This window comes from Maritimibacter sp. UBA3975, assembly GCF_002384975.1.
In the GTDB taxonomy this organism is placed as follows: Bacteria; Pseudomonadota; Alphaproteobacteria; order Rhodobacterales; family Rhodobacteraceae; genus Maritimibacter.
This window is the reverse complement of the sequence record NZ_DGCP01000011.1, coordinates 392,262-405,834: the sequence shown is the minus strand read 5'-3', so window position 1 is coordinate 405,834 and position 13,573 is coordinate 392,262. Positions and strand designations below refer to the sequence as shown.

Below are 13,573 nucleotides of genomic sequence, written 5' to 3'. Positions count from 1 at the left end.
AACCTTATATCGGGCCAAACCATCCGGCGAGGCGCGCATGACCAAGAACTATCTCGACTTCGAAAAACCGCTGGCGGAAATCGAAGGCAAGGCCGAGGAGTTGCGCGCGATGGCGCGTGCCAATGACGAGATGGACGTGAAGGGCGAAGCCGAAGCGCTCGACAAGAAGGCCGAGCAGATGCTGGTGGACCTCTACAAGGGCCTGACGCCCTGGCGCAAATGCCAGGTCGCCCGGCATCCCGAGCGCCCGCATTGCAAGGATTACATCGACGCGCTGTTTACCGAGTACACGCCGCTCGCGGGCGACCGGAACTTCGCCGACGACCACGCCGTAATGGGCGGACTCGCCCGTCTGGGCGACATTCCGGTGATGGTGATCGGGCATGAGAAGGGTAACGACACCAAGAGCCGGATCGAGCGGAATTTCGGTATGGCGCGGCCCGAGGGATACCGCAAGGCGATCCGCCTGATGGACCTCGCCGACCGCTTCGGCCTGCCGGTCGTGTCGCTCGTGGACACGCCCGGCGCCTATCCCGGCAAAGGGGCCGAGGAGCGCGGGCAGTCCGAGGCCATCGCCCGCTCGACCGAGAAATGCCTGTCGCTTTCCGTTCCGCTCGTTTCGGTCATCATCGGCGAGGGCGGCTCCGGCGGGGCCGTGGCCTTCGCGACCGGCAACACGGTGATGATGCTTGAGCACTCGGTCTATTCCGTGATCTCGCCCGAAGGCTGTGCCTCGATCCTGTGGAAGGATTCCGAAAAGATGCGCGAAGCTGCCGAGGCGTTGCGTCTGACCGCGCAGGACCTCAAGGCGCTTGGCGTGATCGACCGGATCATCTCGGAACCCGTGGGCGGGGCGCATCGCGGGATTGGTCAGACGATCTCCGCCGTCGGCCACGCGATCGAGGCCGAGGTCAAGGCGCTGGCGAAGAAGAAGCCGGGCGAGCTGAAGACGACACGCCGTCAGAAGTACCTCAAGATGGGGTCTCAGGGCCTCGCCGCCTGATCGTCGCTCATCAGCGCCTCCGGCGCCTCTTCGCGATGAGCCGCCGTCAGGCGGAGGAAGAGCACCTTACCACATGGTATCCTTCGCCCGGTCCGGCCACTCGATGTCGTAACCCGCCCCGTCGAAGTCACCTTCGGAGGCCTGTGTCAGCATTTCGCCCATGGTCGGCAGCCCCGCCGCATCGTCGCGCGACCACAGCCCCGCGCGCAGGATCGCCCGGGCGCATTGGGGATAGACCTCGCCGACCGTCACGAGGATCACCGACTTCGGCACCCGCGCCGCGCGGTCGAACCGCCCGGTCATGTGCGGGTCATCGGTGAGGATCGCTGTCCCGTTGACACGCATCACGTTCATCGATCCGGGCACCATGAACATCACCGACACGCGCCCGTCGCGCACGATGTTGCGCAGGGTGTCGAGCCGGTTGTTGCCCTTCCAGTCGGGGATCGCGAGTAGCCGGTCGTCGAGTGTCAGGGCCACCGGGCCATCATCGCCCCGCGGGCTTGCATCGGTGCCCTCGGGCCCGACCGTCGAGAGGATGCAGAAACGCGATGCGGCGATCCAGCTTCGGTAACCGGGAATCAGCCGGTCGGTGACCTTGATCGTCGCCGCCGTACTGGGTTTGGTCGGGTAGAGCGCCTCCAGCGCCTCGACCGTCTCAATCCGCTTCATGGCTGCCGGGATCGAACCCCGCCTCGCGCATCAGGCGGTTGGAGTTGGACTCCACCGCCTCCTCCAGCACCGTCATGAACGTCTCCACGGGAAGCCCCGGTTCGATGGCCGGAAGAAACTCGAGAACGGCGGTGCCGGGATAACGGGTGACACCGTGTTTGCGCCAGAAGACGCCCACGTTCGTCGCCGCCGGGATGCAGCGCTGCCCGGTCTCCGTATAGATCACGCCCGCGCCGATCTTGTAGGGCCTCGTCGCCCCCGCCGCGACACGCGTTCCTTGCGGAAAGATAATGAGCTGCCCGGGCCGGGCCGCGCCTGTCGCAACGTCTGTCATCATCTTCTTGACCGCCGCGCCGCGCTTGCCCCGGTCTACGGGGATGCAGCCTATAGCCTTGGCGAAGTAACCCAGCACCGGGGCATAGACGAGCTGCTTTTTCATGATGAACTTGGGGCGCGGCGCGACCGAGACGATCAGGATGATGTCGAAGAAGCTCTGGTGCTTCGAGCAGATCAGCACTTCCTCGGTAGGCACCGTGCCCCGGATCTCCGATTTCAGGCCGATCACCCAGCGGGCGAAAAACCGCACGACGCGGCAGTAATGGCGGACCGCCGTGTAGGCGTAGTCGCGGTTGATGAGCGTGAGGAAGAAATAAACCACGCCCATCACCCCCATCGCCCCATAGATCAGGCCCGTGAAGACGAGCGAGCGGATGAGCTGAATGACCTGCATCAGGTGAGCTCCCGAAGCGTGCTGTTGGCCGCTTGGCGGGTCGCAGCGAAGGCGACGATCGCGGCAAGGATCGGGATGGCGAAGGGCAGGGCCCAGTGCCAGCCGCGAAACCCAAGTCCGGTCAGGAAACCGCCGCCGACATCGGCCGAGGGCAGGAGCAGGATCGCCAGTACCCCGATCACCATGCCCCCCGTCGCGCCGATCATGGCGCGCAGGGTGAACCGGCGCACGAAAGCCCCGGCGATATAGCTGTCGCGCGCGCCTACGAGCCGCAGGACGTGGATCACTTGCGCATTGGCTGCGAGTGCCGCGTTGGCCGCGAGCGTGATGATCGCGGCGGTCGTCGCGGCGATGAGGGCGATTGAGATGGCGCCAAGCCCGCGCAGCCGGTTGGCCGCCCGCACAAGCGGTTCGCGCCAGCGGGCGTGGTCGTCGAGCACGGCACCGGGAGCCTCGCCTGCGAGCCGCTGGCGCAGACCCTCCGCGTCGTATCCCTCGCCCTCCTCGATCACCTCGATGAGACGTGGGATGGGGAGCGTGTCGAGCGGCAGGTCGGGGCCGAACCACGGTTCGAGCAAAGCGCGTTGTTCGTCGTCCGACAAAACGCGGGCATCCGCCACGCCCGGTGTGGTGGTCAGAACGTCGAGCACGGCAATCACCTGCTGGTCGACCTGTCCCTCCGGCGCCGAAACGCGGATCGTGGAGCTTTGGGCCAGCGCGTCGCCCCATTGCTCGGCAAGCCGCCCTGTGGCGAGCGACAGGGCCAGCGCAAAGACCGCCAGAAAAGCCATGGCACCGGCGGCGAAGACCGTCAGCCGCGCGGTGAAGCCCGTGGGCGGCACGACCCGGTCGGCCTGCGCGTCGCCCGTCATGAGGGTGAGGAAATTCGTCAGCCGCGAGATCACAGGTCCGCCCCCGCCAGTTGCACCCGGTGGTCAGAGATCCGCAGAACCCGCGCTTGCACCTGTGCCTTGGCCTGCCGGATCAGGTTCATGTCGTGGGTCGCGATCATCACCGTCTTGCCCATCCGGTTGAGTTCGATCAGCAGCGTAAGAAGGCGGATCGACATTTCCCAGTCCACGTTGCCCGTCGGCTCGTCCGCCAGGATAACCTCGGGCGACATGATGACGGCGCGGGCGAGGGCGGCGCGTTGGCGCTCCCCGCCGGACAGCTCCGGCGGCAGCGCCTCCATCTGCCCCGTCAGGCCGACCCAGCTCATCAGGTCGGCCAGATCCTGCATCTCGGTCGTGCGGCCGGACACCATCAGGGGGAGCGCGACGTTTTCGACCACGGTCATGTGGTCGAGAAACTGCACGTCCTGATGCACCACGCCGATCCGACGCCGTGTCTCGGCCACGTCGTCGCGCGTCATGTGGCGCACGTCGGCGCCGAACAGCTCTGCGCGCCCCTGCGTCGGCACCAACGCCCCGTAGCACAGCTTGATCAGCGTCGTTTTGCCCGCGCCGGACGGGCCGGTCAGGAAGTGGAACGACCCCGGCGCCAGCTTCAGCGATACATCCGAAAGCAGCGCGCCGCCTCCGCTGTAACCGTAGGAGACTTCCTCGAACTCGATCACCGCTCTGCCTCTCTTGCTTCGCAACCGTTTTGCCCCACGGCGGGTTTTGTTGCAATCTCGGGATTGCAAAGGTTTGATTTTCCGGGCTTTGCTTCGCATAGTGGGCCCGTCGAGTGGGCCCGGGCGACCGGGAAAGACGAAGGACAGGGCGAGGTTACAGGTCAGATGCGGCTGGTATGCCCGAATTGCGGTGCGCAGTACGAGGTGGAAGATCGCGTGATCCCCGAGGGGGGTCGCGACGTTCAGTGTTCGAACTGTGGCCATGCGTGGTTTCAGCGCAATGCCGGCAGGCGCGAGACGCCGCCGGACCATGACCCGGACTCGGCGCTCGCCGCGCCGGAAAACCCCCACGAATACACGCCGGACCCCGACGAAGACTGGGACGAGCCGCCGGTCGACACGCCCGCGCGGCCCCGGCGGCCGCTCGACGACGACGTACGCGGCATCCTGACCGAAGAGGCACAGCGCGAGCTGGACGCCCGGGCTCGCGATGGCGGCACGGTCGAGACTCAGGCCGAACTGGGGATCGAGGATTATTCGGACGGCGAAGAAGAACGCCGCCGGATCGCGCGTGAACGCATGGCACGGATGCGCGGGATCGAAGAGGGCGAGACGCTGGAGCCGGAAGTGCCGCCTCCGCCGCCGCCGGAACCCGCCGCGCGCAAGGACATGTTCCCGGACATCGACGAGATCAACTCGACGCTGGACACGCGGCAGAAGGATGAAAGCAAGCCGAAGCGACAGCCGGTTCAGGAGGACACGTCCGGGCCGGAGCCCCGCAAGGGCGGGTTTCGCCGGGGCTTTTCCATCGTGGTCATTATCGCCGCGATCGCCTTCGGCATCTATGTGCTGGCGCCGCGTATCGCCGAGATGTTTCCGGGTCTGACGGACGCGATGATCGCCTATGTCGACCTCGTGAACCGGTTCTTGGCGTGGATTCAGGATCTGATGCAAACGGTGATCGACAGGGTCGAAGGGGCCGCCAGCGACGGCGGCTGATCCGCTCGGCCGACCTCAGAAAAGGTCGAGCAGCCGTTCGATGTATTCCCGTTCAAGCTCAGGACGCTCCGCTTCGCCGGACCGGCGGCGCAACTCTTCCATCAGTTCCTCGGCACGGCGGTAAACGTCGTCGCCTTCGGCCAGCGGGCTGTCGGAGGACAGCGCCCCGCGCTCGCCCGCTTCGCGCCCCAGCGGATCGCGTTCGTTGCCCTGCGGTCCGCCGCGCTGGGCCGATTGGTCGCCCTGCTGGCCCTGCTGTTGGTTCTCGGCCTCGCGGCGCATCGAATCCTCGAGGTTGCGCATCCCTTCGCGCAGTTCCTCCATCGCATCCGCCTGCCGGTCGAGTGCGCCGGAGGTATCTCCTTCTTCAAGCGCCTCGGCGGCTTCGTCCATCGCGCGCCCCGCGCGGTCGAGCGCATCACGCGCCGCTTCGCCTTCTTCGGTGCCGGCACCGGGTAGGTTGTTGCGCTGGCGCTCAAGTTCACGCTCAAGCTGACGCTGGCGCTGCGTGAGGTTGCCTTGCAGGTCGCCCTGACCCTCCTGGGTGCCCTGCTGGCCTTGTCCCTGCTGATTCTGCCCTTGCTGGTCGCCGTTCTGGCCCTGTTCACCCTGTTGGCCTTGCTGCTGACCCTGCTGCTGGCCTTCCTGTTGTCCCTGCTGGCCTTGCTGGCCCTGCTGTTCGCGGAACGTCTCGTCCGACAGGTCTCGCTGGTTGCGCAGCGTGTCCTGAAGCCCGCGCATCGCTTCCTGTCCCGGAGACTGCTGCCCCTGACCCTGGCCCTGGGTCATCTGCATGTTCTCCATCATCTGCTGAAGCATCTGGAGCATCTGGGCGGCTTCTTCGGTCCGGCCCTGCCGCATCAGTTCCTCGATGCGGTCCATCATCTCCTGCAGATCCTGCTGGGTCATCTCCATCTGGTTGTCGCCCTGATCGGGCTGGTCGAGTTGGTTCTCCTGCGGCTGCGCGTTCTGGGCCAGCTGCTCCATGTAGTCGCGCATCGCCTCGCGCAACTCGTTCATGAGTTCGGACAGTTCGTCCGGCGTCGCACCCTGCCGCATCGCTTCCTGAAGCCGCTCCTGCGCGCGGCGCAGGCGTTCCAGCGCGTCCGACAGCGCCCCTTCCTCAAGCTCGATGGCGAGATCCCAGAGCGCTTGTGCCACCTCGTCACGCACGGAAGGGTTCAGGTCCTCCTCCTCCAGCGGGCCGAGCGAGGCGCGCAGCATTTCGGCCTGTTCGGCTTTTGGGAAGAAATCGTTCGGGCGATTGGACACGGCCCGCAGGATGCGCGCGGCGCGCTCGGAATTGTCGGTGGTCCACAGGATGTCGCGCCGCATCTCGATGATCGCCTGCGCGATGGGATTGAGGAACCGGCGGCCCGGCAGTGTCAGATCGACAGGCGCGCTGTCCCCGGTCTGGCCGGCCGCATCGACGGCGGTGAAGGTGATCGATACGGGCATCTCGGCCCACGGATGCTCGGCAAAATTCTCGACCAACAATTCTTCGACTTCGGTGCGTGAGCCACGGAAGGGCATCGGTAGGTCGACCACGATGGGTTCACGAGGTTCCGGCTCGGCGGCGAGGCCGTAGTCGCGCTCGACGTCCGGCAGGTCCAGTTCCACCGTCGCGGTGCCGGTCGCGACGCCGTAATCGTCGGTGGCGAGAAAACCCTGGCGCATTTCGCCCGCCAGCGTGCGGCTGAGCTCCCCCGACACTTCGATGGCCGGGTCCGCGTCGTCGATGGCCGTCACCTGCCACTCCGCCTCGTCGATGGTCAGGGTGCCGTCCTCATCGATGGTGAAAAGGCGCGTGGGCATAGGTTCGGTCGGGGCCTCATCCGACCACGTCTCGGCGATGTCGATCTCGTCCACCTTGCCATAAAGGCGCAGCGTGACGCGTGAGCCTTCTGGCACAGCCAGCGCGCCCGGGTCCTGATCGCCAAGATAGAGCGTAGGCTTGCCGGTGTAGGCGGGCGGTTCGATCCAGCCCTCCCAGCTTGCCTGCGCCACCGGGTCGCTCCCGGCACCGGGCAGCATGGCCGTCAGGCCCGGACCGGCCGCCCGCACGCCGAACAGCGCGGCGACCGCAAGGGCGGTGAGGGCGATCAGGCGGATGCCATAGGGGTCGCGCGGGGCAAGGTTGGCGCGCGGGGCTTGCCCCTTGGCGGCGTCCAGTTTGGTCGCCATTCGGGCAAGGTGCGCCTCCCACACAGCGCGCGAGGCAGGGTCCGCAGCGCCAATAGCCTGCGCATCGGCGAGGGCGGCAATGGGCGTGCCGGGCAGCGAGGCGTCGAGCCGGGCGAGGGCCTCGAGTTTCGACGGAGCGCGGTAGCGGGCGAAGCCGAACACCAGCGTGGCGATACCGCCGAGCACGACGACACCGGCCACACCCTGCGCGACCCACAGCGGGATGGCAGCCGGCAGGCCGGACAGCATCCAGGCGAGGGCAAAGAACAGGACGGTGGCGAGAGGCCAGAAAGCCCGCGTCAGACGCTCGACGAAAAGCCCCGCCCATGTCAGGCGGAGGGGGTTTTTGACGCGCGCGGCGGCGGCTTCGGGGAGTTGGTCGTAACGCTCCATCGGGGCCTTTCGCAGTTGCGCGGCCCCGAGGTCAGCTCAGAGCCACTCCGGTATCGTATCGCGCGCCAGCATCTCTTCATAGGTCGGGCGCGCGCGGATAACCGCGAAGTGATCCCCGTCCACCAGAACCTCGGGGATAAGCGGGCGGGAGTTGTATTCCGACGCCATCACGGCCCCATAGGCCCCAGCCGAGCGGAACGCGACGAGATCACCGGACTTGAGCGGCGGCAGGTTGCGCGCCTTGGCGAAGGTGTCGCCGGTTTCGCAAACGGGGCCGACGATGTCATGCGGCGCCTGTTCGATGCCCGGCGCCGGTTCGTTCACGGGCACGATGTCGTGGTGCGCGTCATACATGGACGGGCGCACGAGATCGTTCATCGCACTGTCCAGAATGAGAAAATCGCGCCCCTCACCATGTTTGAGGTAGATCACCGAGCTCACCATGATCCCGGCGTTACCGGCGATAAGCCGCCCCGGCTCGATCTCGATTTCGCAGCCCAGGTCGCCCACCGTCTCGCGGATCACTTGCCCGTAGTCGAGGGGCAGGGGCGGGGCTTCGTTGGAGGTCTCGTAGGGGATGCCCAGTCCGCCCCCAAGGTCCAGCCGCGTGATTTCATGCCCGTCCTCACGAAGCGCGTGAGTGAGGGCCGCGACCTTTTCATAGGCTGCGCGGAAAGGCGCCAGATCGGTCAGCTGGGAGCCGATGTGGACGTCGATCCCGATGGGTTTCAGGCCCGGCAGATCGCGAATCTCGGCATAGACCTCACGCGCGCGCGAGATCGGGATGCCGAACTTGTTCTCGGACTTTCCGGTGGCGATCTTGGCGTGCGTCTTGGCATCGACATCCGGATTCACGCGGACCGTCACCGGGGCCTCGACGCCCAGCTCGGTCGCGACCTCGGACAGGGCCCGCGTCTCGGGTTCGCTTTCGAGGTTGAACTGCCGGATGCCGCCCTCGAGGGCGAGGCGCATCTCCTCGCGGGTCTTGCCGACGCCGGAGAACACGATCCGCTCACCGGGAATGCCCGCGGCCTTCGCGCGGCGGTACTCGCCGCCGGAAACGACATCGACGCCAGCGCCGAGATCACCCATGAGCTTGAGCACGGCAAGGTTCGAGTTGGCCTTCATCGCGTAGCAGATCAGATGGTCCATGCCCGCCAGTGCCTCGTCGAACACCTGATAGTGACGGCGCAGGGTGGCTGCGGAATAGATATAGACAGGCGTGCCAACGCTGCGGGCGATATCCGCAACCGACACGTCTTCGGCGTGAAGCACGCCGTCGCGATACAGAAAATGGTCCATCCCGGCCCCCGTGAACTGGTCGCCACGCCCTACACCGCGCGTCGGGACGGATCAATGTGAATTGGGGTCTCAGGCAATTGACCACGCAGACAACGCGTCGTCGCGCGCAAAGACCGCAGGCGTTCAAAAGCCCTCAACGCCCCCGTTTCCACCCGAAAGCCAATTCGTGAGAAAACCAACCTTTTGTCCGGAACGCATCACAGTCTTGCCCGATTTGACGGCGATACAATTCCGTGTTGGGGCGATGACTGTAGAAAGAAAACTTATGGACCGACTGACCGAAATGGAGGCCTTCGCCACTGTCGTTGACCAGGGCGGCTTCACGGACGCGGCGAAGAAAATGGGCATCTCTAAGTCTGCCGTCTCCAAGCATGTATCTTCACTCGAGGCGCGGCTGGGTGCCCGCCTCTTGAACCGCACGACGCGCCGCGTTTCGCCGACCGAGATCGGTCTGGCCTATTACGACCGGGCCCGCCGCGTGCTGAACGACGCGGGGGAGGCCGACGCGCTCGTCACCTCGATGCAATCTGCGCCCTCGGGCCTGTTGCGGATTTCCGTGAACACCGACTTCGGCGTGAACCACCTGTCGCCAGTGCTGGGCCAGTTCCTTCAGGACTACCCGGACGTGAACGTGAACATGGTGCTGAACAACCGCTATGTCGAACTCATCTCGGAAGGCTTCGACATGGCCATCCGCGTGGGCGAGATGGAAGACAGCAGCCTGCGCGCCCGCAAGATCGCGGACACCACCCGCCGCATGGTCGGCAGCCCGTCGTATTTCCAGAAATACGGCCGTCCGATGCGCATCGACGACCTGAACGAACACAAGCTTCTGCACTACAGCTCGCAGTCTTCGGGCAACGTCTGGAAAGTGCCGGCGCCGTCGGGCGAAGTGCGTCAGGTGCGCACCGCAGGGTGGCTCTCGGTCAATGACGGGCAATCGCTCCTGAATGCGGCCATCGCCGGCCTCGGCATCGCCTACCTGCCCTCGTTCCTCTATGCCGACGCGCTGGAACAAGGTCTGGTCGAGGACGCGATCCCCGAGCTTCCGACCGACGTGCAGGGCATCTACGCGGTCTACCCGCCGGGCCGGTTCACCCAGCCCAAAGTCCGCGCCTTCATCGATTTCCTCGTCGCGGCCTTCAATGAGAAAGGCCCCGACAGCTGGTGAGCCACGCGCCACCACGACAGTCATCCCCAGCCTGACTTCTGAGGGCACCTGAGCACCAGCCGGATGGCAGTCCGCTGGTGCTCGTTTTTTTGTGCCGTTCAAATGTCCGTCCCCTATCCGCTCGCGCATTCGCTTGTTAGCGTCGAAGGGGGAGGGCTTTTCATGGCACCGTGGCTTGAAGTGACGTCCTATGTTGCGTCCGCGCTTGTCTTTTTGTCTTTCTTCATGAAAGAGATCGTGCCGCTTCGTCTGTTCGCCATCGTGTCGAACGTCGCATTCATGATCTACGCAATCGGCGCGGGCCTGCTTCCGATCCTCATTCTCGACGCGGCGCTCTTGCCGCTCAACGTCTGGCGGCTCCTGCAATACAGACAGCTTCAGCAGAAGGTTCGCGAGGCTTCGCGCGGTGCGCCGGACCTCGACAAGGTCGTGCCACTGATGGAGCGCACCCGGCGTGAGAAGGGCGACGTTCTGTTTCGCTCAGGCGACCCGGCGGATGCGTTGTTCTACGTCGAAGACGGTACCCTCCGGCTTGAAGAACTGGGGGTCGAGCTTGGCCCCGGCGCCATACTTGGCGAAATCGCATTATTCCTGGATGGCGAAGGACGTACGGCGACCGCAACCTGCGCAAGCGATTGCACCCTGCGCAGCCTGTCGCGAAAACGGGTCGAGGAGCTGGTCATGGTGGACCCGGGTTTCGGGCTGTTCCTGACGAAACTCGTGGCCTCACGGCTGCAAGAAAATGTGCGGCTCGCGCAAACGCATTAGGATACAACGGGTTTTGAAAATGGGGCCTGCCATGATGTCGGCCCGGTTGGGGAAGGAAAAGGTCGAGGGACTATGAGCTTGCCGGTCTGGATCGATATCGTCTCATATCTGGCGGCCGTTCTGGTTTTCGCGACCTTCTTCATGAAATCGATCCTGCCGCTCCGGGCGATAGCGATCGCATCGAATGTGGCTTTCATCACATACTCCGCCGGGGCCGGACTGATGCCGACCCTCGTGCTGCACATATGCCTTCTGCCGCTCAATATCCTGCGGATCATGCAGCATCTTGCACTCGTACGGCGTGTGCGGTCGGCGTCCGAGGGGGTGCCAGACATCGACAGGATTCTGCCGCTGATGGACGTTCAGAACTACGCTGCCGGCGATGTCATCTTCCGTGCCGGCGATCCGGGCCGGTCGCTGCGCTACCTCGCCCGGGGTCGTGTCAGGTTCGAAGAGGTGGAGGCAGAGATCGGAGATGGCACGGTCTTCGGTGAAATCGCCCTGTTTCTCGACAAGCAGACCCGCACCGCCACCGCGACATGCCTGAGCGATTGCACCATCTATCGCCTGTCGAAAGACAAGGTCATCGAACTCACCGTGCTCGACCCCGGGTTCGGCCTGTTCTTGTCGCGGCTCATGGCGGAGCGGATGCAATCCAACCTCGAGGAGGCGCGAAGCCGCTAGGCCGGAAGCTGTGCCGGGCGCTTTCTGAGGCGCGCACGGAACGTATTGCGCCCCTGTCGCGCCACGTCACCCGCCACGGCCGCCGCGCCGCGCAGGTTGAACGGGTAAATCCGGACCTTGGAGGCTTCGACCGCCTGCTCCGTCCATGTGCGCTTGAACCCGTCCAGCCGTCCCTGGAAGTCGATCCTTCGCATCCCCGTTTCGGCCAGATGCGCAACGAGGTGGTATTGCATGAGGATACCCGGTGCGACCTTGCCGAACTGTTCGTCATAGCCGGTCTTGTGGGCCCAGTAGGTGCCGCCGTAAGTCTCGCCGATACTCATGGCGATTGGCTTGCCGTCGAGGCGCAGGAACGTGAAGTGAAGCCGCTTCTGCTCGGCGAGCGCCTTGGCGTAGCAGCGCACGAAACGCGTCTGATTGACGTCTGACCGCAGCGTGGAGCCGGAGCGGGCCTTCCAGCTGTTCGCTTCGACCTCGATTGCCGCATCGAGGGCTGCGTCCACCTCTTCGGGTGCCGGGCGGAGAAAATCCATCTGGACCTCTCCCATCTCGGCCAGGCGGCGTTCGCGGCGCCGGATCGACTGAACCAGCTTCTTCTTGAGGTGAACCGCCGGGTCGCACCAGCTGGCATCGAGGTCGAGAAAGGGGGTTACCGGCGCGTCCGCGGGACGGGCGATCACGATGGCCTTGCCCGCCCGCGCGGCGCACAGAGCGGGGATGACCGGGGAAGCAGCGGGAAGTGCACCAAGCGCCACAGGCTGCCCGAAGGTCACGAGCGCCTCGGCGATGCGGGGGGCCACGTCGTCGTCGCGGCATGGTATGCACACCCCGCCGCCCTCATTGCCGATCAGGCTGTGCCAGCCGGTCGTTCCCTTGCGTCGCATGAGCGGGATGAGAGCGTCGGGGCGGTTCGGATCGCCGATCAGGATGACGCGGGCGGTGGTGCGTTCGCCGTAGGCGTCCAGCGCACAGGCCGCCCATTGCCACAGATGCATCGGCTTGCGTCGCCCTTCCGGCACGATCGCATCCCAGACGTCCGGGCTGACGTCGGAAAACCCGACGACTGTTGTTTCCGCATCCCTCACGCGCTTCGGCGCCTTCCAATGTCCCAGCGACGCCCCCGTATCGCCCGCGAATGATACGCCCGGCGCATGCATCCGTGAAGAGGGTGAAACGGCCAAGCGTCGCTTTGATCAATGGTTTCGGAAACAGTTTGCGCAAAGACTTCGCATTGACCGCGATTCACGGGCCGGATTAAGTGGACACAACTGACCGGATAGGGAGTGGGCAATGAAACTGGATGGAAAAGTCGTCGTCGTGACAGGCGGCGGCAGCGGGATCGGGCAGGAACTCGTCCTCGCGCTACTTGCCCGTGGCGCGCGCGTCGCGGCGGTCGATCTGCGGATGGACGGTCTCAAGGAGACTCAGACCCGTGCGAAGGCCGGAGACCGGTTGAGCCTGCACGAGGCCAACATCGCGGACCGCGAGGCCGTCATGGCGCTCCCTGACGCGATCGAAACGGCCCACGGCGCGGTGGACGCGCTTATCAACAACGCGGGCATCATCCAGCCGTTCGAGGACTTCAACGATCTTGCCTTCGACGTGATCGACCGGGTGGTCGACGTGAACTTCGGCGGGCCCATCAATATGACCAAGGCGTTTCTGCCCCGGCTCATGGCGCGGCCCGAAGCGCATCTCGTCAACGTGGCGTCCATGGGCGCCTTCATCCCGTTCCCGGGCCAGACGATGTATTCGGCGACCAAGGCCGGGGTGAAGCTGATGACCGAGGGGATCTATGCCGAGCTCATGAACTCCAGAGTCGATGTCTCGGTCGTCATGCCCGGCGCGGTAAACACGCATATCACCGAGAATTCCGGGGTAAAGATGAGCGGGAGCGCGGATGCCTCCGGCGCCCGCATGACCTCGGCCCCGGATGCCGCGCGGATCATCCTCGACGGGATGGAGGCCGGTAAGCTGCACATCCTCGTCGGCTCCGATTCCAAGATGCTGTTCCGCCTCGTTCGGCTCGCACCCACCTGGGCGATCGGGTTCATCCAGAAACAGATGGCGAAGATGGCGAAGTGACAGGTG

Annotated in this window: 13 protein-coding genes; 6 read left to right on the top strand and 7 right to left on the bottom strand. The window is 65.2% G+C overall.

The features are described 5' to 3' along the window. Window positions 1–37 precede the first annotated feature (37 nt). Window positions 38–1,003, top strand: coding sequence for an acetyl-CoA carboxylase carboxyltransferase subunit alpha (locus B2585_RS12750; RefSeq protein ID WP_292023642.1), 966 nt, complete (start codon window positions 38–40; stop codon window positions 1,001–1,003). Window positions 1,004–1,069: 66 nt separating this feature from the next. Here B2585_RS12750 and B2585_RS12745 read toward each other — a convergent pair whose 3' ends face one another. From B2585_RS12745 to B2585_RS12730, 4 genes are read right to left on the bottom strand one after another with little or no spacing between them, the layout of a single operon-like run. Continuing rightward, window positions 1,070–1,675 carry a pyridoxamine 5'-phosphate oxidase family protein gene (locus B2585_RS12745; protein ID WP_292023640.1) on the bottom strand — a complete coding sequence of 202 codons (606 nt, stop codon included), beginning with the start codon at window positions 1,673–1,675 and terminating at the stop codon, window positions 1,070–1,072. Next, on the bottom strand, window positions 1,662–2,405 hold the full coding sequence (locus B2585_RS12740) for a lysophospholipid acyltransferase family protein (RefSeq protein ID WP_292023637.1): 744 nt from the start codon (window positions 2,403–2,405) through the stop codon (window positions 1,662–1,664). The genes B2585_RS12745 and B2585_RS12740 overlap by 14 nt, the downstream gene beginning before the upstream one ends. Beyond that, on the bottom strand, window positions 2,405–3,277 hold the full coding sequence (locus B2585_RS12735) for a cell division protein FtsX (RefSeq protein ID WP_292024041.1): 873 nt from the start codon (window positions 3,275–3,277) through the stop codon (window positions 2,405–2,407). The genes B2585_RS12740 and B2585_RS12735 overlap by 1 nt, the downstream gene beginning before the upstream one ends. Window positions 3,278–3,306: 29 nt before the next feature. Continuing rightward, on the bottom strand, window positions 3,307–3,981 hold the full coding sequence (locus B2585_RS12730) for a cell division ATP-binding protein FtsE (RefSeq protein WP_292023636.1): 675 nt from the start codon (window positions 3,979–3,981) through the stop codon (window positions 3,307–3,309). Between the two features lie 165 nt (window positions 3,982–4,146). Between B2585_RS12730 and B2585_RS12725 the strand changes: the two genes are divergently transcribed. Then, on the top strand, window positions 4,147–4,980 hold the full coding sequence (locus B2585_RS12725; protein ID WP_292023634.1) for a zinc-ribbon domain-containing protein: 834 nt from the start codon (window positions 4,147–4,149) through the stop codon (window positions 4,978–4,980). A gap of 15 nt (window positions 4,981–4,995) precedes the next feature. On the opposite strand, the gene B2585_RS12720 is transcribed toward B2585_RS12725, so the two are convergent. Together B2585_RS12720 and lysA are read right to left on the bottom strand one after the other, a co-directional pair. Further along, complete coding sequence (locus B2585_RS12720) at window positions 4,996–7,557, bottom strand: TIGR02302 family protein (protein ID WP_292023632.1); 2,562 nt, start codon at window positions 7,555–7,557, stop codon at window positions 4,996–4,998. 36 nt (window positions 7,558–7,593) lie between these two features. Continuing rightward, window positions 7,594–8,859 (bottom strand): diaminopimelate decarboxylase, encoded by a 1,266-nt coding sequence (gene lysA / locus B2585_RS12715; RefSeq protein WP_292023631.1) that lies wholly within the window; start codon window positions 8,857–8,859, stop codon window positions 7,594–7,596. A gap of 265 nt (window positions 8,860–9,124) precedes the next feature. On the opposite strand from lysA, the gene B2585_RS12710 reads away from it, so the two are divergent. The 3 genes from B2585_RS12710 to B2585_RS12700 all read left to right on the top strand — a co-directional run bounded on the left by B2585_RS12710 (window position 9,125) and on the right by B2585_RS12700 (window position 11,482). Continuing rightward, window positions 9,125–10,030, top strand: a complete 906-nt coding sequence (locus B2585_RS12710; RefSeq protein WP_292023629.1) for a LysR family transcriptional regulator — start codon at window positions 9,125–9,127, stop codon at window positions 10,028–10,030. A gap of 162 nt (window positions 10,031–10,192) precedes the next feature. Continuing rightward, window positions 10,193–10,798 (top strand): cyclic nucleotide-binding domain-containing protein, encoded by a 606-nt coding sequence (locus B2585_RS12705; protein ID WP_292023627.1) that lies wholly within the window; start codon window positions 10,193–10,195, stop codon window positions 10,796–10,798. A gap of 72 nt (window positions 10,799–10,870) precedes the next feature. After that, a complete protein-coding gene (locus B2585_RS12700; protein ID WP_292023625.1) occupies window positions 10,871–11,482 on the top strand; it encodes a Crp/Fnr family transcriptional regulator in 612 nt (203 codons plus the stop codon). Here B2585_RS12700 and B2585_RS12695 read toward each other — a convergent pair. Beyond that, window positions 11,479–12,567: a GNAT family N-acetyltransferase gene (locus tag B2585_RS12695; protein ID WP_292023624.1), complete on the bottom strand. Its 1,089-nt coding sequence runs from the start codon at window positions 12,565–12,567 to the stop codon at window positions 11,479–11,481. The genes B2585_RS12700 and B2585_RS12695 overlap by 4 nt on opposite strands. Before the next feature lie 205 nt (window positions 12,568–12,772). Here B2585_RS12695 and B2585_RS12690 point away from each other — a divergent pair, with 205 nt between their 5' ends. Next, window positions 12,773–13,567, top strand: a complete 795-nt coding sequence (locus B2585_RS12690) for an SDR family NAD(P)-dependent oxidoreductase (RefSeq protein ID WP_292023622.1) — start codon at window positions 12,773–12,775, stop codon at window positions 13,565–13,567. Window positions 13,568–13,573 lie beyond the last annotated feature (6 nt).